Source organism: Evansella sp. AB-P1 (assembly GCF_029688925.1).
GTDB lineage: Bacteria > Bacillota > Bacilli > Bacillales > Salisediminibacteriaceae > Evansella.
In genome coordinates this window covers 200029-219762 of sequence record NZ_JARUKY010000003.1, presented here as the reverse complement: position 1 = coordinate 219762, position 19734 = coordinate 200029, and the positions used below count along the sequence as shown (strand labels likewise).

The following is a 19734-nucleotide window of genomic DNA, read 5'->3' as shown; positions in this document are numbered from 1 at the left end:
CTCTCCGGAAAATTTCATCGAAAAAGGTACATTAAAGCCAGCCAGCTATATTGAATAAACAAAGAATGCGATAATAGCTAGGTGGTAAAATATCAAAAGACTTTCAAGGGGGGGAGAAAGTCTTTTGTAAATTATCTATTTAAACTAAGGATTATATATCGTAATTTTAATTTCTATGCGTAACAATCATTTAATGTTCAAAACTACTAAGATAAAACAAGCATGAAAGATTAATTAATCAATTGAGTCAATTGCATAATTCACTATTTCATTCTAAAACACGAATATTTGTACATAAAGGTTAAATTTAATTCGATCCCCGTTTCAGACGGATCAATTACGCCTAAGTACAGCCTACGTCCTGTATGCAACGGCGTAATCCTGCCATCCTAGCTCCGGGCACGGCCTCAACAACCTCAACAACCTCAACAACCTCAACACTAGACATTTTGTATACTGCTAAAGCATATTGTCCTGTCTCTGCCTCTACTAGTATTGCTCTGTTGTTAAGTGCGTAAGCCTATTCGTGAAGCATGTGCTCGTCGCTAGAGTCGCCGTCTTTCACTACAACCGAAAATAATGTTTGTCTTTTTCAACAAATTTTTAATTATGAAATTCATTCATTTAATAATAAAAGCATTTATAATCTAATATCTCCTCCAATGACAACATTTATACATGAGTGAATGATCTAATGTGGTCATTACTCTATGATATATTCATTGTAATAATAATAGATTAAGTAAATATTTAGACATTGTTAAATTATGTAAAATTTGCATGACATTGAATTAATAAATTATTGTACTGGATGGATTTAATGAATAAGTGTGTGTGTTTATAATATGATCTTTCATAAGGAAAGGATCCATAATACTTTATTAGTCTTGTATTCATTATAAGGTAGGAATACGACATCGGTGATAGAGTTACATTGAAAATAAAAATTGTTTAAGGATTGAAAGGCTGCAACTCCGATGAGAAAAAAATCAGGTAAAAGCATAAACATCACGATTTAACTTCGAGTTGTCTGACTCATATATCGCCAGAGCAACACTAGTAGAGTAAGAGACTGGAACATGGTACTTTAACAATGTAAAATAAATAATAGGATGCTGAGGCGTGCCCGTGGTATAGAATGCACTGTGAAGAATGAACGAATGTCGCACTTGGGCTTGTGGTGAAAGCTTCCGAATGTAACGATATGAATCTCCTTTGAAAGTGACTTCATACGCCGAGGTGCAAAATTTTCTTGCAAGAGGTTCTATCTCAAAAGAACATATAATGAAGAATTTACCTTTTTCAACACATAAAATAGTTTAGAGAAAAGTAGAAACTAGTATTATGAACATAAGATTGTTTCACTCATTTCTTTAAAGTGTCTAAGAAATGAGTGTGATACGATAAATATATGCTTTGAGAGAAAGTATTGCATTTAAAATGTAAATAAGGCTCCTAATTATATTCATCGTTCTAAGGTGTTGGAAAAATAAATAGCTCCCTATAAATTTAAAGGTCCTTTATATAAAGTACACTTTAATTATGGGGAGTCTATTTTTATAAAGTAAGGGTATTATCTGTCAATAATATCTTGTACACCTTTTTTATACTTTTCTAACGCCTCTTCAACTGTTGATACTCCGTAATATACTTCATAGAATACATCGTTAAAGAATCTATCCATTTCTTCTCCAGCAGGTGGTGGCGGTGGAGGAGGAGTTCCAACAATATCACTCATCATTTCAATATAATCAAATTGCTGCTGAATAGTTTTTTCTGCATCATCATACAAATGATCGCGAATTTCAGATGAAATTGGAACACCACGTTCTCCACCTAAGATATCATTTGCTTCAATGTCATTCGTTAAGAAATCAAGGAACTTAACAATTTCTTCTTTATGATCTGTATTTGCATTTATTGAGAAGAATTGTGAAGCACGTATATATTGTCCTGTTTCTCTATCTTCGTTTGCAGGCAATGTAGTCATTCCAAATTCATGGTTTGCTGCATTTGAAATAGCAACAATTTGGTTACTATGAACTGTTTGCATTGGAACTTGTTGTCTTGTGATTAATAGATCTTCAATATTTGATGCAGCTTCTGTCACGTCTGGTGGTGGAGCTACACCTTCTTCAACTAGATCCATATAGAAGTTAATGTGATCTAAGAAAATTTGATCATCGTCCCATCCTAAAGTTGTTGCATCATCGTTATATAACCACATATCATTTTGTCTTAACCAAATCCCAAAACCACGGTCATGGATAATGTCTACATGCATTCCAAACTCTAAATCTAAAGCTTGTTGAATTTCACGGGCCATGTCAGCATACTCTGCCCAAGTATACCCAGGTTCTGGATAAGGGAGGCCAGCTTCGTCAAACATAGCAGGATTATAAATCATTACGTGTGCATTACTACCTGCGTTTAATGCAACTAATTCATCACCAACATACCCCGGATCAAGTGCTGATTGGTCAATATTATCTGTGTTTATATCCCCTGAATCAATATAAGGTTGTAAATCTGCTAATAATCCAGCTTCAGCATATTGAGGAAGCCATCTATCAACAATTTGGAAAACATCAGGTGCGTTACCAGCAGCTGATTGAGTTGCTAGTCTTTCAGAGAAATCATCAAAATTTAAAAACTCATAATGTATCGTCACATGTGGGTTTCGTTCCTCATAAAGTTCTATGACACTAATTGTTCTGTCGTGACGGTTTTGTCCACCCCACCACATGAAACGAAATTCTATATCTTCAGGTGAATCCTCAATGTTACCTGAATTATTATTGTTATTATTATTGTTATTATTATCGTTGTTATTGTTATTTGAGCTTGCAGATTCATCATTACAAGCAACCATAAAAGCGACTAATAGAGATAATAATGATAATATCACTAAGTTTCTAATTTTTTTAGTCATAAATACCCCTCCTTTAATTATGAGATTTTAAAAAATATAATAAAGTTCAACAATAATGTAATAAATAGGAATCCGTTAGAGAGTAGGAGAGGCTTTATTTTAACAAAAACCTCTCCTATAAAACTATTAAAACGTGATATTATCTTTCTAAAATATCAAGCATACCAGATTTATAATCTTCTAAAGCATCTTCTGGACTCTTTACACCGTAGTAAATTTCATAGAATAAGTTTGTAAAGTATACATCAGCTTCTTGACTTGTCGGTGGTGGTGGTGGTGGTGGTGAACCAACAATTTCACCCATCATTTCAATATAATCGAATTGTTGTTGAATTGCTTTGTCTGCATCGTCATATAAATGTTCGCGAACTGCAGATGAAATTGGAACACCACGTTCTCCTTCTAATATTTCATTTGCTTCTAGATCATTTGTTAAGAAGTCTAAGAATTTAACAATTTCATCAGGATGTTCCGTGTTCGCATTCATGGAGAAGAATTGAGAAGCACGAATGTACTGACCATTTTCACCATTCGAACTAGACGGTAAAATTGTTATTTCAAACTCATGGTTTGCAGCACTTGTTGCAGCTACAATTTGGTTACTATGGAAAATTTGCATTGGAATCTCTTGTCTTACGATTAACCAGTTCTCGATGTTATCGGCACCTTCGTTAACATCAGCAGGAGGAGCAAGTCCTTCCTCTACTAATCCCATATGGAAGTCAACAAATTCTAAGAAAGTATCATCATCTTCCCAACCTAAACCATCTTGTGCTTCATTGTAAATCCACTTATCGTGCTGCCTTAACCAAATCCCCCACATTCTATCATGTTGAATATCGGTGAAGACACCATACTCTAAATCAAGTGCATCTTTAATTTCACGTGCCATATCAGCATATTCTTCCCAAGTGTATCCAGGTTCAGGATACGGAACGCCTGCTTCATCAAACATATCTGGGTTATAAGCTAAGGTAAATGCGTTACTACCAGCATTTAATGCTACAAGCTCATCACCTATATAACCAGGGTTAAGAGCTGATTGGTCAATATGATCTGTATTGATATCTCCAGAATCAACATACGGTTGTAAATCAGCTAATAATCCAGCATTTGAATATTGAGGTAACCATCTATCGACGATTTGGAATACATCAGGTGCATTACCAGCAGCAGATTGAGTTGCTAGTCTTTCAGCAAAATCATCAAAGTTCAAAAATTCATAACTAATGGAAACATGTGGGTTTCTTTCTTCATACAATTCGATTACACTGATCGTTCTGTCATGACGATTTTGATTTCCCCACCACATGAATCGAAATTCAATATCTTCAGGTGAGTCATCAACGTTACCTGAATTATTATTGTTATTATTATTGTTATTATCGTTGTTATTTGAGCTTGCAGATTCATCATTACACCCCGCTGCAGCACCAAGTATAATTAACAACACCAAAACAATTGAGAAAATTCTGAATTTACTTCTCATTATTGTACCCCCTTGTAAATAATTAAATTTTGTAAAATTACCCCGGACACTCCAAACTTCTATCAACTACATAAATTAGAAGCTACTTTTTCTATTCAATCCCTCCTTTGAAAAGATGTACAGATTTGATTGTAAAGGCTTTCATTTCCGATCTAGTAATTCCTCTTAGTTGTAAAGTCATAGTAGCACCTTTCGTAAACGCTTTCAATATAGAAATTTTAATTTTCAGACAACTTAAACACTATATTCCAATAAAAACGCTGATATATCAGGGTTTTTTCAATAAAAAAATTTTTTGAATTTGTTTTTATTTGAAACTTCTTATTTAGCATCTCTAAACAAAATACTACTCCAATCGTCAAAAAACGCAAAATGCCAGCATTAATATGGGAATTATTTCTATTAGTAAGTCGAAATAAAAGATTTTGGTATAAAAAGTAAAAAATGTTCAATATAGTATAATGTTGATGATGCTCCATTTATAAATTTTGAAATTATATTACAAAAATTTATTTAGGTGGCTGTGGATTCTATAGTGAATGATTAAGTTACAAGTAAAACAGGATTTTTAGGAGGTGAATTAGATAGAAACAACCATTATGTTTATGTAGTAGAAAAGAATAAACAGTCGCACCTGTTCTCGATAAACTCGGTTGCACAGGTGGTAGGAAGTGGGTTCAGGCAGTACTTGTGTTCGAAGTCAAATAACCTGACAGCAAAAAAAGTACTTTTTAACGGCCAGAACATTTGCATAGCGGTGGGAGCCAGGATGTCGATATAACACCGTTACTTACAGGACGTAGGCTGTACTTAGGCGGAATTGGGGCGCATTGTGCTTTTCTTACTAATAAATGAAAAATTTGATATAGTTGTATGTAAGAAAGGACATGTATATTTGAATTAAAAAATGAGGAGGAGTAGGTGTTGGTAAGGAAAAATTGTCCGTGAATTGTTGATGAATCCAGTGTCGTGTACGATACTACAACCGATAATGTCATTACATCAATTGAGAAAAGAAAGACAGAATTTGAGAAAAAACGTATAGTACTTACCTTTGATGATGGCCCTAGTAGAGTGTTGGATCAAATTTTAGATTGCTTACTTGCAGAGGATGTACAAGCTGCATTTTTTTGGCAATCTAAGCTACTCCATTATAAACGACCATGGAAACGTGTTATAGAAGAGGGACATGTTATTGGGACACATACTTGCAAGCATCCAAATTTAGTTAGGATGACTAGACAACAGCAACTTCAAGAACTGAGATTCAGCAAGGAAAAAATTGAACGTATTACTGGGGCGGAGGTTAACTATTTTCGTCCACCATTTGGCCAATATAATAGCGATACTATAAAGGTTGCTAATAAATTACAGTTAACAACCGTTATGTGGAGAGTTGCTTCATTAGATTGGGAATTAAAGGATAATCCTGATAAAATCATGTCTTATGTTCTAGACAATTTAGAGGACGGGGCAATTATACTCCTCCACGAACTTAGACAAACAGTAAATGTTCTTCCAGATTTAATTAAAGAAATTAAAAAAAATGGTTATGACCTAACTTTATTTGATTTCTAAAAACATTTATTTCAAAGAAATTAAATAAATGCTGGACTATGGTTCCCCCTTCTAGGCTTATTAGTTTACTAGATTGTAATCAAAGTATAGAATGATTTAAATACAGTATTAAGCAAAACTAATATATGAGAAAAGATAGGTGATGTGATGATGAGTACGGTACAGTCCATAGAACGAGCAATGAATATAATTAATCTACTTTCAAAGAATCCAAAGGGACTTGGCATAACAGAAATTCATCATGAATTAGAATTACCAACTACAACAATACACCGAATATTAAGTACACTTGGTAAAAACAATGTTGTAGTAAAGAATGGTGAAACTGATAAGTATTCTTTAGGTTTATATTTTCTTCAAATTTCATCAGGTATATTGGATAATTTAGATGTTCGATCAGTAGCACGACCATTTTTAGAAACCTTAAGAGATACAACTGGAGAGGTTATTCACCTTTGTATTCAAGAAGAAGGGGAAGCAGTATATATTGATAAATTTGAAAGTACACAAAAAATTCGTATTGCTTCACAAGTTGGCTACAGAGCATTATTGCATTGTACTGGCGTTGGAAAAATGCTTTTAGCAGGAATGGAGATAGATGAAGTAAAAGACATTATAAATGTAAAAGGATTACCGAAATTCACAGAAAACACAATAACTGACTATGAGTCATTGATTCAACATTTACAAGGTGTAAGGGAACAAGGCTACTCTATAGATAATTTGGAGCATGAAGAAACAATACGTTGTATAGCAGCACCTGTATTTAATTTTCGTGGTGAAACTATAGCAGGAATAAGTATAGCAGGTCCAGCTGAAAGGGTAACGATGGATCGAGTAGAAAATGAATTAAGACCCTTAATTTTAGAAAAAAGTAAGGAAATTTCGAAGGCTTTAGGATATTTTGAATAAATTTTCGAATTTAATTATTCAGACTATTGACAATAATAAGAGGATATTCTAGAATATAAATTATAAGAGATTCTACGAAATCTTCTTAGTAATAAATGAAAACGTTTACCAATATTCTTGTGTGGGAAATGCATCCCACTATATGGGGAAAGGTGTTTATATAGATTGCAAAATTAGAATAGCATTCTTGCTGTTCAAAATTTTAAGAGAATAATAGGGATGTCATTCCATAATGCGGAACGAGGATGATTGGTACTAAAGTGATAATTCAAGATTGGTGATTAAAAATGTAGTTGTACTATTAACTTGTAATTGTAAGCGGTAACATAATACAAGAATTAACCTTTCTTATTTTCATTTACGTAAAGAAGAGATGACTAAATTAACTCCATTAGAAGAGCAAAATTTAATTTAATAAACATATAGGGAATCTCTTTCAATCTTTTATTGTTATAAAGAAATTATGTTCTGAGTAAGTATATCTCACAAATTCAATATTTTTGGAATTTGGAGATATTTATCTAATATATTTGGAGCCATTTATTAGTAAGAAAAACCTTAATAGGTGATCCCGATTCATTAATTTGGATCTTTGACATTTTTTGGAGCCTATCTACTTGCTGTGAGTAGATAGGCTCCCCCCTATTTATAGGACTTTTAGACAGTATGTTAACACGAATAGTTTGATAGTATATACTTACATTTTCTATTAAGACTAGGAAACCAAGGATCCTATTTACTTATTATCGTAAATATTTTTTAGACTTAGATAATTTAACACCTACTTCTTCAAATAATTCGGAATTAGCAGCACGAACGAGTGTAAATTTTATATTATTCAGACTATTGACAATATTAATATGGTAATCTAACATTATTTTATGAACTGTTTATAGTAAAAATTTATTTTTGCCGTAATGTAGGAAAATGATTCCGTAATATGGGACAATGGAATAAAACAGGAATAGCATTCCAGTATTCGGGATATAGGGACTGGGAAACTATAAGTTCTACAGAATTGACATGTATTTTGCAGAAATAGAAAGGGTGGTTAAAAAATGCAATTAGTAACGTTTCAAGTAAATGAGGAGCCTTTATTAGGAGTTTTAAAGAAAGATAGTGTTATAAATCTTAAGGCACTATCTAGTTTGTATAACGAAGGAGAGCCAGCTAAATATGTTCAAGACATGTTGTCACTCATAGAACAACGTGATGAATCCCTTACATATGTGGAAAAATTGCTAGCTTATTATGATCAAAACGATACAATTCGTACAACTGTAGAGTTCCAACTAGAAGACGTTAAGCTATTAGCGCCAATTTCAAATCCAGGAAAAGTTGTTTGTGTAGGTAATAATTATATGGATCATTGTCGTGAACAGAATGTGGAGCCACCGGAAAAACCGCTTATTTTCTCAAAATGGCCTTCGTGTATTGTTGGTCCAGACGAACTCGTTGAATTACCTGAAGAATCGGAGCAAGTGGATTACGAAGCAGAGTTAGTTGTGATTATTGGGAAGGAAGGTAAGAATATTAAGGCTGAGGAAGCCTTCGATTATGTTTTTGGATATACGATCATGAATGATATTAGTGCTCGAGATGTTCAGTTTGCTGACGGTCAATGGGTGAGAGGGAAATCGTTTGATACATTTGCACCATTAGGACCTACAATCGTAACAAAAGATGAAATAGAAAACCCGCAAAACGTAAAAATAAAGCTAGATGTTAACGGTGAAACACTCCAAGATTCAAACACTGAGCATATGATTTTTGACATTCCTTACATACTATCATATCTATCAAAAGGTTTTACTTTTAAACCTGGAGATGTAGTTGCAACTGGAACCCCACATGGTGTAGGTGTTTTCCGCGAACCGAAAATATTTTTAAAAAGTGGAGATATATGCACTATTGAAATTGAACATATCGGTACTTTGAAAAACCCTATTAAGTAAACTGATTCATTCAATTGAATTTTGTTATTATCGGAGCTTATCTATTCATTTCAAAGATAAGCTCTCCCCTAATTATAATTATAGAAAGCGTTACCAATAAAAGGAGCTGATTTAACTTTGAAAACACTTGTCTGGACAGGAGCAGAAACAATGAAGGTAGAACAACAGGAACGGCCTGTTGTTCAAGCTAATGAAGTTATCATACAAGTAGATGTTGTAGGAATTTGTGGATCAGAAATTGAAGGATATTTAGGTCATAATAGTTTACGAGTACCACCTCTTGTAATGGGACATGAATTTTGTGGAAGAATTGTAGATAAAGGAAGAGAGGTTAGCTCCATAGAGATCGGAAGCAAAGTAGTGGTAAATCCATTACTTAATTGCGGTACATGTGATCGATGTAGAAGGGGTTTAGAAAACCTTTGTGATGAACGAAAAATAATAGGTATTCACCGTTCAGGTGCATTTGCAGAATATGTAGCTGTTCCTGCTTCTTCTGTAGTTGTTGTATCAGAAAACCTAGATTCTTTTTCCGCCTCATTAGCAGAACCACTAGCATGCTGTTTGCGAGCAGTACGACGTGCAATGACACTACATCCTTTTTCCAATGTACTAATTTATGGAGCTGGAGCTATTGGATTATTAAGTGGTTTTGTAGCCCAAATATTAGGAGCAAATAAAGTAATTATCGTAGATATTAATGACGAAAGACTTAAAACAGTGCAAAACGTAGGTTTTCATGATGTTATTAATACGAAAATGGAGGATTTAGATAATAAACTCAAGAATATCACAGGTGAGAAAGGTGTAGATGTTGTGATCGATGCTGCAGGATTTTTACCTACTCGATCTCAAGCAATGAATGTTGTTAACCCAGGGGGAGTTATTATGAATGTAGGGTTAGGTATTGATGAAACCCCTCTTCCAATAAATCAACAGATTCGAAGTGAAACTATGATTTTAGGATCATTTTGTTATACGAAACAGGATTTTTATGATGCTGTTCAATTACTAGAAGAGGGAAAAATCAATCGAGATGGCTGGTCAGAAATTCGTCCACTGGAAAATGGGCAGCAAGCTTTTTCTGAATTAGTAAATGGAGAAATTGAAAAGAGTAAAATTTTTCTAACCCTTTAATATAGAGGAGAGTTGTCATGAAGGTAACTGGTCAAAAAATTGCTTCTATTCGTGCATATGTTGTTGAGGGCGGTGGCGGAGATTATCACGATCAAGAAAAAGAACATTGGATTGTAAAGCAAATTTCCACGCCTATGAGTATTTACCCTGAATATAAGGATTCAAGGATAAGTTTTGGTATTAATGCATTGAAAACAATTGTTGTTGAAGTAGAAGCTGATAATGGGAAAGTTGGTTTTGCTATCTCAACGGGTGGATATCCTGCAGCGTGGCTCATTATGAATCACCTCGATCGTTTCATCGTAGATCAACCGGTAGAAAATGTAGAAAAAATGTGGGATCAAATGTATCGTGGTTCCATGTACTATGGAAGAAAAGGTATCGTCATGAATGCTATTTCAGCAGTTGACTTAGCACTCTGGGATTTATTAGGTCGTTTAAGGGAAGAACCAGTCTATGCAATGATTGGTGGTAAGGTAAGAGAGGAACTCGTCTTTTACGCCACAGGACCTCGTCCAGATCTTGCAAAAGAAATGGGATTTATCGGTGGAAAGCTTCCATTAGTCTATGGTCCAGCAGATGGAGAAGAGGGGCTAAGAAAAAATATTGAACAAGCCGAGGAAATGCGAAATCGTGTAGGAGATGATTTTTGGCTCATGTGGGATTGCTGGATGTCTTTAGATCTTCCTTATGCTCAGAAGCTTATGGATAAATCAGAGAATTTAGGCTTTAAATGGGTAGAAGAGTGCTTTAATCCAGATGACTATTGGAGTTATCGTGATTTAAAGAAGCGAGCAGGCAATAAAATCATGGTAACGGGAGGAGAGCATGAAGCAACGAGGTACGGCTTCCGAATGTTAATAGAAATGTGTGACCTTGATATTTTGCAACCTGATGTTGGGTGGTGTGGAGGATTAACCGAACTGATTAAAATCGGTAATTTAGCAGAAAGCTACGGAAAGTTAGTTATTCCCCATGGAAGCGGGGTGTATAGCTCCCATTACGTGACGACGAAAACAAATAGTCCATTTACAGAATACATTGTTATGAGCCCAGAGGCAGATAGTGTTGTTCCTCAATTTTACCCATTACTGAAGGATGAACCTATTCCGGTGAATGGAAAAATGAAGGTGGGAGATGCACCAGGGTTTGGGGTGGAGCTCAATCGGGAAGCTGGTTTAGTAGAAGTGAAAAAGGGATCTAAATTATAAGTGTCATTATAAAGGATGAAAAGCTCTAAATATTTTGGAGCTTTTCTCCTTTTCATTTAATTATCATGAAAGTTGATACTCCAAATAAGTGTACTATATAATAGGAAGAAACTGGGGTGAAAAATGGTTTTGATTTCAAGTTTCTTCTATAATATAGGTGCATAAATAATTTGAATTTCCAGTTCCTTCATTATAATTGTGTAATTTATTAAGTTGACATTATTTAAGTTGATTAGAGTGCAACAAGGTGTTTATTAGTAGCTTTAACTTTTATTGGATTATTTTACTCAATATAATGTTAACTATTTTTAGGATAGACTGCCGTGCAAGTGGAATTTGCACCATGGAGAATAAAAATACTCAGCTAGAAGTTCATCCGAGAAGCATATGCTCGCACTGGAGTTGTCACCCTTCACTGCTAAATTGTTGTATTTTCAGGGTACTATCACAATGAAAATATCCTAAAATAACCAAAAATTTTGAAAAAATTGACAATATATACGAAATAATCAGATAATAAATTGGTCTTTTTCGCTACTTTTTGTTAATATAAAACAATAACTTGTTGAATTATCTAACATGAGCTTACTTTGTATGGAATTTACATTTAGTTGTTAAGGGTATACAGTAATCCCTTTTAACTGAGTGCTTGACCCACAACGCTGTATTACATTAAACCTCAACAGCGCCGAGGGTCAGGTACCCAAAAAATAGGAGGATGATTTAATGATCAATGTAGTAGACAACACTTCTCTTCTAAGGAACGATGTGAAAAAGTTAGGAAATATTCTCGGTGAAATTCTCGTTCATCATGGGGGAGTATCGTTATTTAACAAAGTGGAAGAAATAAGAGAAATGACGAAAGATTTACGAAGAGGTCATGATAAGGAATTGTACGAAAAATTAAAAGAGGAGATTCATCAATTAGAATCACCGACACGTCAGCATGTCATTCGGGCATTTTCTGTTTATTTTCATTTAATTAATATAGCAGAGCAAAACCATCGAATACGTCGCCGCCGACAATATCAGCTTGAAGACGATACGATTGTACAACCTGTTTCCATTGAAAGTGCAGTAGTATCGTTAAAAGGTCATGACTATTCTCATGAAGTTATTCAACAGTTAATGGATGGTTTATCGTTGGAATTAATCATCACAGCTCATCCAACAGAAGCTACAAAGCGAACAGTGTTGGAAATACAAAAACGTATTTCAACTATTTTGCAAGAGTATGATAACCCTATACTTACGAAAAAAGAAAAAAAGCTGTTAGATGAAAGCTTAACGAATGAAATAACAGCATTATGGCAAACAGATGAATTACGTTATCGAAAGCCTACAGTAATAGATGAAGTGAAAAATGGTCTTTATTATTTCGATCAAACATTATTTGATGTGCTTCCAGATATTCATCAGGAATTAGAGGATGAATTAGATGAATACTTCCCAGGGAATAAATGGAGTATACCAAATTTTATACACTTTGGATCATGGATAGGTGGAGATCGTGACGGTAATCCAAATGTAACTCCTGAGATTACTTGGGAAACATTAAAAATGCAACGAAAGCTTGCCATAAAAAAATATGAAGAAAATATAATTGATTTAATGAAGCGGTTCAGTCAATCTACAACACGTGTGACTATTTCTGATGAATTAATAAAGTCAGTTGAGCAGGACGAAAAGCAGTATATTCAAAAAGGGGAAGGCTGGCAAGTGGAAACGGATATATACCGTAGAAAATTTGCTGTCATACTAAAGCGTTTACGGAACGTGGGGAAATCAAATATTGGCTATCAGAAATCAGAGGAATTACTAGATGATTTATTACTTATTAGAGATAGCGCTGAAAAACACCAAACTGCCAATCATAAGTTAAAAACACTAAGGAAATTAATTCGCCAAGTAAAGCTTTTTGGATTCCACCTTGCAACACTGGATATAAGAAACCACAGTGGTGAGCATGAAGCGGCAATTGCTGAAATACTAAAGGTAGTAAATATTACCGAAGACTATAGTGCTCTTTCAGAAAAAGAAAAGCTAGAAATTTTAAATAATGTTCTTGGAGATCCTAGACCACTCATGCTATTAAATGAGGATTACTCTAAGGAAACACAAGAAATATTCAAAGTATTCCAAATGATAAAGGATGCTCATGACGAATTTGGAAGTCGTTCCATTGAAGTTTATTTAATCAGTATGACTCAATCACCTAGTGATTTACTTGAGGTTCTAGTACTTGCTAAAGAAGCAGGTATTTATCGTTTGCACGCTGATGGAAAAGTAGAAAGTGGCATTCACGTAGCACCACTTCTTGAAACAGTAGATGACCTGGTAGCTGGTCCAGAAATTATGAGAACGTTATTTGAAATGGATATTTATCGTAATCATATTGCTGAACGAGGGAATCATCAAGAAATCATGCTCGGATATTCCGATGGTAGTAAAGATGGTGGAACCCTAACAGCAAATTGGAAGCTGTATAAAGCACAACAAGAAATCCACGGTATGGCTAGTGAATATGATATTCGTCTAAAGTTTTTCCATGGACGAGGTGGTTCACTAGGACGTGGAGGTGGACCATTAAATCGAAGTATCTTATCACAACCACCAGAAACCCTAGGTGACGGTGTAAAAATTACTGAACAAGGGGAAGTGTTATCGTCTCGTTACCTACTAGAAGATATTGCTTACCGTAATTTAGAGCAAGCAGCATCAGCATTAATCGAAGCTGAATCTAAGGGCTTACGTCCTGCAGAATGTGAATCATGTCAAGCTTCTTGGGAAGAAGCCATGGAAGAAATATCTACCCATTCATTGAAAAAATATCAATCTCTTGTATTTGGAGATGAGGATTTCTTAACGTACTTTAGACAGACAACGCCGTTAAGAGAATTAGGGGCATTAAATATTGGTTCTCGTCCAATGAGTCGTAAAGGTAGTGAAAAATTTGAAGACTTACGAGCAATTCCATGGGTATTTGCATGGACACAGTGTCGACAAATGCTACCAGCATGGTATGCTGCAGGAACAGGTTTAAGCTCCTTTGCATTGAAGAGTGGGGAAAATTTAAAGTTATTACAAGAAATGTATGAGAAGTGGCCGTTTTTTGAGGTAACAATTAATAACTTGCAAATGGCATTAATGAAGGCAGATTTAACAACTGCAAAAGAGTATGTTAATTTAGTAGAGGATAAAAATATTGGAGAAAGAATCTTCCAGGATATTTCAGACGAATATAATCGTACTCGTGATGTTTTACTAAGTATTACAGGTACTGACGAGCTTCTTGACCATACACCAAATATTCAAGAGACTGTTTATCGTCGTAATCCATATTTAGATCCTCTAAACTTCTTACAAATCGATTTGATTCAAAAAATGCGTGAAGCGGATGGAGAACAATCAGAAGAACTACTTACAGAAGTTTTATTAACAATCAGTGGCGTTGCAGCCGGTTTAGTTAATACAGGTTGATGCTTTAGAAAATGGGGAATCTTAAACAAATTAATACACGATAGATAGTTGAGGATCAAGCGATTTATTGCTTGATCCTTTTTTACCTTTTTAGATCTGTGTTTAGGCAAATCATAATTATTTTGTTCATAAAATTAATACTACTTTTACATTCTTAAACAGAAACATAGGTCTCCTTTATATGTTATTTACCTCAATACTTTAAATTAGTTAATGAGAGAATAAAATTTCAACTTTCAATCATTTGTATAGGATTCGTTGGAAACTAATGTTAGGGGAGAGGAAATATGGAGGCTAAATTAATTGCAATTGATATTGATGGTACATTACTTAATGAAAAGGGATTAATAACAGATAGAACGAAGAAAGTGATTAAGGACGTACAAAATAACGGTATTTTTGTTGTATTAGCCACCGGCAGACATCTTTTAACATCCGAAACAATCGGAAGGGATCTCCATTTAATGGATCCAATAATTTCTCATAATGGTGGTACAATCTACGAACCAATAGGAAAGAATGTTGTTGTTGAGCAAGGGTTTAATATAGATCAGGTAGAACTTGTTCTATCTTTTTTACGAAGAGAGAGAATTCCGTTCTTTGTTAGTACAGCAACGCATTTAATTGCAGAAGAAAACCTGTTAACTACAGATTACTGTTCGGAATTCAACGGGGTGAAGCTAACGTTGATTAGAAATGTGAAAAAAATTAACGAACCAATTCTAAAATTATCTATTTTAGGTGAAGAAAAAGTTATAGATCAATTGAATGGTATTATTAAAAAGTTGGCACCTACGTTACAAATAGTAAGAGGTGGAGAAAGAGGAAGTGATATTATGCCACTTCATTTTAATAAAGGAAGAGCATTAAAGATATTGTGTGAACGTTACGGTGTTAACCTTTCACAAACAATTGCGTTTGGAAACTATTACAATGACATAGAAATGATTAAGTATGCTGGGTTAGGTGTGGCAATGGGGAACGCACCAAAACTAGTAAAACTTGCTGCAGATTTTGTTACCTCGTCTAACAATGAGGATGGTGTTGCGAATGTACTTGAAGAGTTGTTGTGTTCAGGAAATGAGTTTTATTCCTTTCTTCCTGGTGAAATAAGTAGTCGATAAATGCTAGCTCTCGATAAAATGAGGATGTTGAAAGTATTTTAATAATAAAAAGTAGAGGAAATGAAAATTTCACTCTACTTAGTTTATTCTTGGCTCTAAATCATGTTGTAATCCTTGATACTCATTTCCCTTCTTTGCTGATAATTGGTTTAAGGTAAAAAATAGCTGTTGCTCTTCACTATTGCTTAATTTTACAAATTGTAATCCATAATTATAGTGGTCTTTCTTCGTTTTCTCTATTTTCCTTACAATTTGAGCATACAATGTAAATGTCTTATCCTTTAATGAAAAATGCAACTGAACATAGATCGGTTCGTGAATTGGTAGACTAAAATTTGTTACTATTCTGGCTCCACCAATACTGATGTCTTCAAGTTTTGCTTCTACAATTTTATCTTTCAGTGGGGTTAACTTACTATTTTCAAATTCAGTAAATTTAACTAAGCATTTTTCAGATACATTTACGGTTAAAAATTTGTTTTTATTATTAGTCACTTGTTTCGTTTCACTATGATTATTTGATAAAACTTCCGTAGGCTTGTATTGATCTAGCTTCTTAAGTTTCTTTCTTATGAATAATATTAGACTTAATGTAAGTAAAAATAAGATAATTATTAGTAATTGACTAGTGACGATAATGAAGATCATTAAATTACCTCACTTAAACTTAATGGCTTTGATAAGCCGAAGCCTTGAGCATAAATTACACCTAGGTCAAGGGCAGCTTCTTTTGTTAATTCATTCTCTATTCCTTCTAGGATGATTGGTGTATGAAATTCTTTAGAATAGTCCATTAAGTGTTTTAGTAAACTTTGTTTTTTGGGTGTTTGGTGCAGATCACTTGTAAAAAAACGATCCAATTTAATAAAAGCAGAATCGATCTTAGTTAAAGCTTCAAAGTTTGCAAAGCCTTTTCCAAAATCGTCAATTGCAACATCAAATCCAAGCTCTGTTAGCTTATTAATACAATAACGAAGATCATGGAAATTTTCAGGTAATTCTGATTCTGAAATCTCAAAGATTATTTGTTGACTTTTGATAGTACTTAAAGACATAATTTTAGTAAGAAAAGGAAAGAATTTTTGATTTAGAATAGTTGACGGGAAAACATTCAAAAACAATTTTCGATTACTTTTCGCTGATCCTACATTTCCGTAGGAGAATAAGGCTTTATGAATGGACCGCATATCCAATTCATAAAGCTTTTTTTCATTGATTGCTAATTGAAAAGCATCCATTGGATTTTTATGTATACTGGATCGTAATAGTGCTTCGTAGCCTAATATGTTCATCGTTGTTATGTCATAAATAGGCTGATAAAAATGGTAGAACTGTTCCTTCTTAATGAAGTTGTCGATGCTCATGCCGCTAAAAAAACCTCCTTAAAAAATAAAAAAATGCATACCGTAAAAAACTAGTATGCACTCCTACAGTTTTTTCGGTGGCTCGGCGATCGTGGCTATATGCGTTAGACCCGTAGCTTTGCGTCCTTACCTTTCGATAAGTTTGCCTTTTCGTAACTTTATTAAAATTGTAATGTTTATACCATTATATACAAAATGTGAAAAAAGTCCAATATATTTAACAAAATTAGACAAAATTAGACAAAGAAATAAGTCGAATTATAAAACAGTTTATAGGGATATAGAACTATTATCAATACAATAAGAATAGTAAAACCACCATCAATTTTAAATCCTGATGGCGGTGAATTATGAGACGTGATAACCACATTTAAGACAATACTTTTCAGCTTTTTCATGTATTGTTTTTTCTTTACAGGAGGGACACTTTTCCCTCATACCTAGACGTGAGGTCTTTATTTTTTCCCTCAAAAAACTAGTTATGCCTAAACAAACTAATGCTAACGTACTGAGGTAAAACCCAATCTCCAATGTTGTGCCAATGGGAGAATTGAAAGGATTAAGAAGAAAATCAAGGAAGTACACAAGTACCATCGTAAAGGTCAACATTAGGATAATATTTCTTAATACCGTGTACTTTTTTTGTTTATAAATTTTATATAGGGCAATTGCGCTTAATACTGGAATTGAAAGTGATAGTGCTCCAAAGTAATACCAAAAATGAATGAGCAATTCAATGCCTATTCCATCGCCCCAATAAAAAGGTGTTAGAATAAAGCCATCAACTACAATAATTTCAAAAAACAGAACTGCATCATGAAAGAGAGAGTAGCTATTGTTGTAGCTGTGATACCATGGTAAAAAATAAGAAACAATTAATAGTAGTATGAAACTAAATTCAATCCAGTTATCCTTTTGTAATTTCATACGTTCATGTCACCTCATCTTATGAAAAATTAGGAATGTGAAATTTCAGAGGTTCTTATAAAAGTTTAACATGAATTCCTTTATTATTAAAAAATTCGAATCAGAAATGGTGGACAGGACTGTCTTAATGTCCTTCATTAAAGATAGGAAGGAGGCGTTATTTATGATGGAGGATATATTACTAATTAATGCGGAAACATTCACTGGTGAGACATTCCTTTCTAAAGGCACTATTCATATTTCTGATGGAAAAGTGAAAGGTGTTTTTCCTAATGATGTTGGGGATATAAAAGCACTTTGTATGGAAGAAATAAAAAAAGGAAAGCAACATCCTCGTATTATTGATTGTAACGGTGCTGGATGGGTTGTCCCTGGAATGATAGATCTCCATATTCATGGAGCCTATGGATCAGATGTAATGGATGCTACAGAAGAGGCTTTGCTTAACATGTCCTCAAAATTGACACAAGAAGGTACAACGGCATTTTTAGCCACAACGATGACACATACTGATTCAAAAATCGAAAAAGCCCTTTCAAATATTGGAAGTTATATAAAACAAGAAAATACTGTGGGGGCTGAAATCGTTGCTATTCACCTTGAAGGTCCATTTATAAATAAAGAAAAACGAGGTGTACAAGTACTCCAACATATACAAATCCCTAATGTTGAAAAGTTTAAAAGGTGGAATCAGTTGTCAGAAAATAATATAAAAATGGTAACTCTAGCACCGGAAAAGGATAAAAACTTTGAACTAACTAGCTATTTACATAAGAACGACATCGTTGTTTCAATGGGGCATACGAATGGATCCTTTGAAGAAATGTCGGTAGCGATCCAAAATGGAGTAAGCCACGGAACTCATTTGTTTAATCAAATGTCTGGCCTCCATCATCGTAACGGTGGTGCAGCTGGGGCCTTATTATTAACGAAGCATCCTACTGTATCCGTTGAAGTGATAGCAGATGGTATTCACGTTTCATCTGAAATGATAGAACTGGCATATCGTTTAAAAGGAGAAGACAGCTTTATTTTAGTAACAGACTCTATGAGAGCAAAGGGGTTAGGAGAAGGGGCATACGAATTTGGAGGACAAAATGTAACGGTGATAGAAAATATAGCAAAAAATGAAGAGGGAGCACTTGCAGGGAGTGTCTTACCAATGATTGATGCAAGAAATAACTTTGCTAAATGGATAGATGATGACATAGAAGTTTTAACAAAAATAACATCAGTTAATCCAGCAAAAAAATTAGGCCTATATCATCGCAAAGGTTCAATTAGTGAAGGAAAGGACGCAGATATTATATTGATTAGTGATGCTGGAGAAGTTTTATTAACTATTTGCAGAGGGAAGGTTGTTTTCATGAACAGTGTATTCTCTCATTTGGATGATTAAAGCTTCCTTATACGCCTTCCATTAGAATAATTAAATGCAAGTTTTGAAAGGTGTCTCTATGAAGGTAACTTCAATAGTGTCACCTTTTCTTTTGTATGGGAGATTATCTTGAAAACTTATGTTATACAAAATAGATAAAATTGAACCTGGTACAATTAGACTTGGTACAAAAGTATCCGTTTCAATCCGCAAGCACAACGGTACAAATCTCCAACTCACCTGGTAG

13 protein-coding genes and 1 riboswitch are annotated in these 19734 nt (G+C 34.1%); of the genes, 8 read left to right on the top strand and 5 right to left on the bottom strand.

Going from position 1 to position 19734, the window contains the following annotated elements:
• Nucleotides 1-1573 precede the first annotated feature (1573 nt).
• The gene (locus tag QA612_RS04525) at nt 1574-2932 is read right to left on the bottom strand and encodes an ABC transporter substrate-binding protein (RefSeq protein WP_278282573.1); all 1359 of its coding nucleotides are present in this window, start codon (nt 2930-2932) and stop codon (nt 1574-1576) included.
• 139 nt (nt 2933-3071) lie between these two features.
• Nucleotides 3072-4421: an ABC transporter substrate-binding protein gene (locus QA612_RS04520; RefSeq protein ID WP_278282572.1), complete on the bottom strand. Its 1350-nt coding sequence runs from the start codon at nt 4419-4421 to the stop codon at nt 3072-3074.
• Between the two features lie 969 nt (nt 4422-5390).
• Between QA612_RS04520 and QA612_RS04515 the strand changes: the two genes are divergently transcribed.
• The 7 genes from QA612_RS04515 to QA612_RS04485 all read left to right on the top strand — a co-directional run bounded on the left by QA612_RS04515 (nt 5391) and on the right by QA612_RS04485 (nt 15818).
• Nucleotides 5391-5999: a polysaccharide deacetylase family protein gene (locus tag QA612_RS04515; protein WP_278282571.1), complete on the top strand. Its 609-nt coding sequence runs from the start codon at nt 5391-5393 to the stop codon at nt 5997-5999.
• 150 nt (nt 6000-6149) lie between these two features.
• Nucleotides 6150-6911 (top strand): IclR family transcriptional regulator, encoded by a 762-nt coding sequence (locus QA612_RS04510; protein ID WP_278282570.1) that lies wholly within the window; start codon nt 6150-6152, stop codon nt 6909-6911.
• 1058 nt (nt 6912-7969) lie between these two features.
• The gene (locus QA612_RS04505; protein WP_278282569.1) at nt 7970-8866 is read left to right on the top strand and encodes a fumarylacetoacetate hydrolase family protein; all 897 of its coding nucleotides are present in this window, start codon (nt 7970-7972) and stop codon (nt 8864-8866) included.
• Nucleotides 8867-8983: 117 nt separating this feature from the next.
• On the top strand, nt 8984-10003 hold the full coding sequence (locus QA612_RS04500; protein WP_278282568.1) for a zinc-dependent alcohol dehydrogenase: 1020 nt from the start codon (nt 8984-8986) through the stop codon (nt 10001-10003).
• Nucleotides 10004-10020: 17 nt separating this feature from the next.
• Nucleotides 10021-11214 (top strand): L-rhamnonate dehydratase, encoded by a 1194-nt coding sequence (rhmD, locus tag QA612_RS04495; protein ID WP_278282567.1) that lies wholly within the window; start codon nt 10021-10023, stop codon nt 11212-11214.
• A gap of 726 nt (nt 11215-11940) precedes the next feature.
• The gene (ppc, locus tag QA612_RS04490; RefSeq protein ID WP_278282566.1) at nt 11941-14694 is read left to right on the top strand and encodes a phosphoenolpyruvate carboxylase; all 2754 of its coding nucleotides are present in this window, start codon (nt 11941-11943) and stop codon (nt 14692-14694) included.
• Between the two features lie 287 nt (nt 14695-14981).
• Nucleotides 14982-15818 carry a Cof-type HAD-IIB family hydrolase gene (locus tag QA612_RS04485; protein WP_278282565.1) on the top strand — a complete coding sequence of 279 codons (837 nt, stop codon included), beginning with the start codon at nt 14982-14984 and terminating at the stop codon, nt 15816-15818.
• A gap of 78 nt (nt 15819-15896) precedes the next feature.
• Here the strand turns inward: QA612_RS04485 and QA612_RS04480 are convergent, their stop codons facing one another.
• The 3 genes from QA612_RS04480 to QA612_RS04470 form a co-directional block, all read right to left on the bottom strand.
• A complete protein-coding gene (locus tag QA612_RS04480) occupies nt 15897-16466 on the bottom strand; it encodes a PilZ domain-containing protein (protein ID WP_278282564.1) in 570 nt (189 codons plus the stop codon).
• The gene (locus tag QA612_RS04475; RefSeq protein WP_278282563.1) at nt 16466-17182 is read right to left on the bottom strand and encodes an EAL domain-containing protein; all 717 of its coding nucleotides are present in this window, start codon (nt 17180-17182) and stop codon (nt 16466-16468) included. Before QA612_RS04475 ends, QA612_RS04480 begins: the two co-directional genes overlap by 1 nt.
• A 73-nt stretch (nt 17183-17255) precedes the next feature.
• Nucleotides 17256-17339, bottom strand: a riboswitch (cyclic di-GMP riboswitch).
• Nucleotides 17340-17530: 191 nt separating this feature from the next.
• A complete protein-coding gene (locus QA612_RS04470; protein WP_278282562.1) occupies nt 17531-18109 on the bottom strand; it encodes a hypothetical protein in 579 nt (192 codons plus the stop codon).
• Between the two features lie 163 nt (nt 18110-18272).
• On the opposite strand from QA612_RS04470, the gene nagA reads away from it, so the two are divergent.
• The gene (gene nagA, locus QA612_RS04465; protein ID WP_278282561.1) at nt 18273-19508 is read left to right on the top strand and encodes an N-acetylglucosamine-6-phosphate deacetylase; all 1236 of its coding nucleotides are present in this window, start codon (nt 18273-18275) and stop codon (nt 19506-19508) included.
• The last annotated feature ends 226 nt before the right edge of the window (nt 19509-19734 follow it).

Excerpts from the sequence above, each read along its gene's own strand:
- QA612_RS04470 (WP_278282562.1), bottom strand. The coding sequence starts at position 18,109 with ATGAAATTACAAAAGGATAACTGGATTGAATTTAGTTTCATACTACTA.
- QA612_RS04520 (WP_278282572.1), bottom strand. The coding sequence starts at position 4,421 with ATGAGAAGTAAATTCAGAATTTTCTCAATTGTTTTGGTGTTGTTAATT.
- QA612_RS04510 (WP_278282570.1), top strand. The coding sequence starts at position 6,150 with ATGAGTACGGTACAGTCCATAGAACGAGCAATGAATATAATTAATCTA.
- rhmD (WP_278282567.1), top strand. The coding sequence starts at position 10,021 with ATGAAGGTAACTGGTCAAAAAATTGCTTCTATTCGTGCATATGTTGTT.
- ppc (WP_278282566.1), top strand. The coding sequence starts at position 11,941 with ATGATCAATGTAGTAGACAACACTTCTCTTCTAAGGAACGATGTGAAA.
- QA612_RS04480 (WP_278282564.1), bottom strand. The coding sequence starts at position 16,466 with ATGATCTTCATTATCGTCACTAGTCAATTACTAATAATTATCTTATTT.
- nagA (WP_278282561.1), top strand. The coding sequence starts at position 18,273 with ATGATGGAGGATATATTACTAATTAATGCGGAAACATTCACTGGTGAG.
- QA612_RS04475 (WP_278282563.1), bottom strand. The coding sequence starts at position 17,182 with ATGAGCATCGACAACTTCATTAAGAAGGAACAGTTCTACCATTTTTAT.
- QA612_RS04485 (WP_278282565.1), top strand. The coding sequence starts at position 14,982 with ATGGAGGCTAAATTAATTGCAATTGATATTGATGGTACATTACTTAAT.
- QA612_RS04525 (WP_278282573.1), bottom strand. The coding sequence starts at position 2,932 with ATGACTAAAAAAATTAGAAACTTAGTGATATTATCATTATTATCTCTA.
- QA612_RS04505 (WP_278282569.1), top strand. The coding sequence starts at position 7,970 with ATGCAATTAGTAACGTTTCAAGTAAATGAGGAGCCTTTATTAGGAGTT.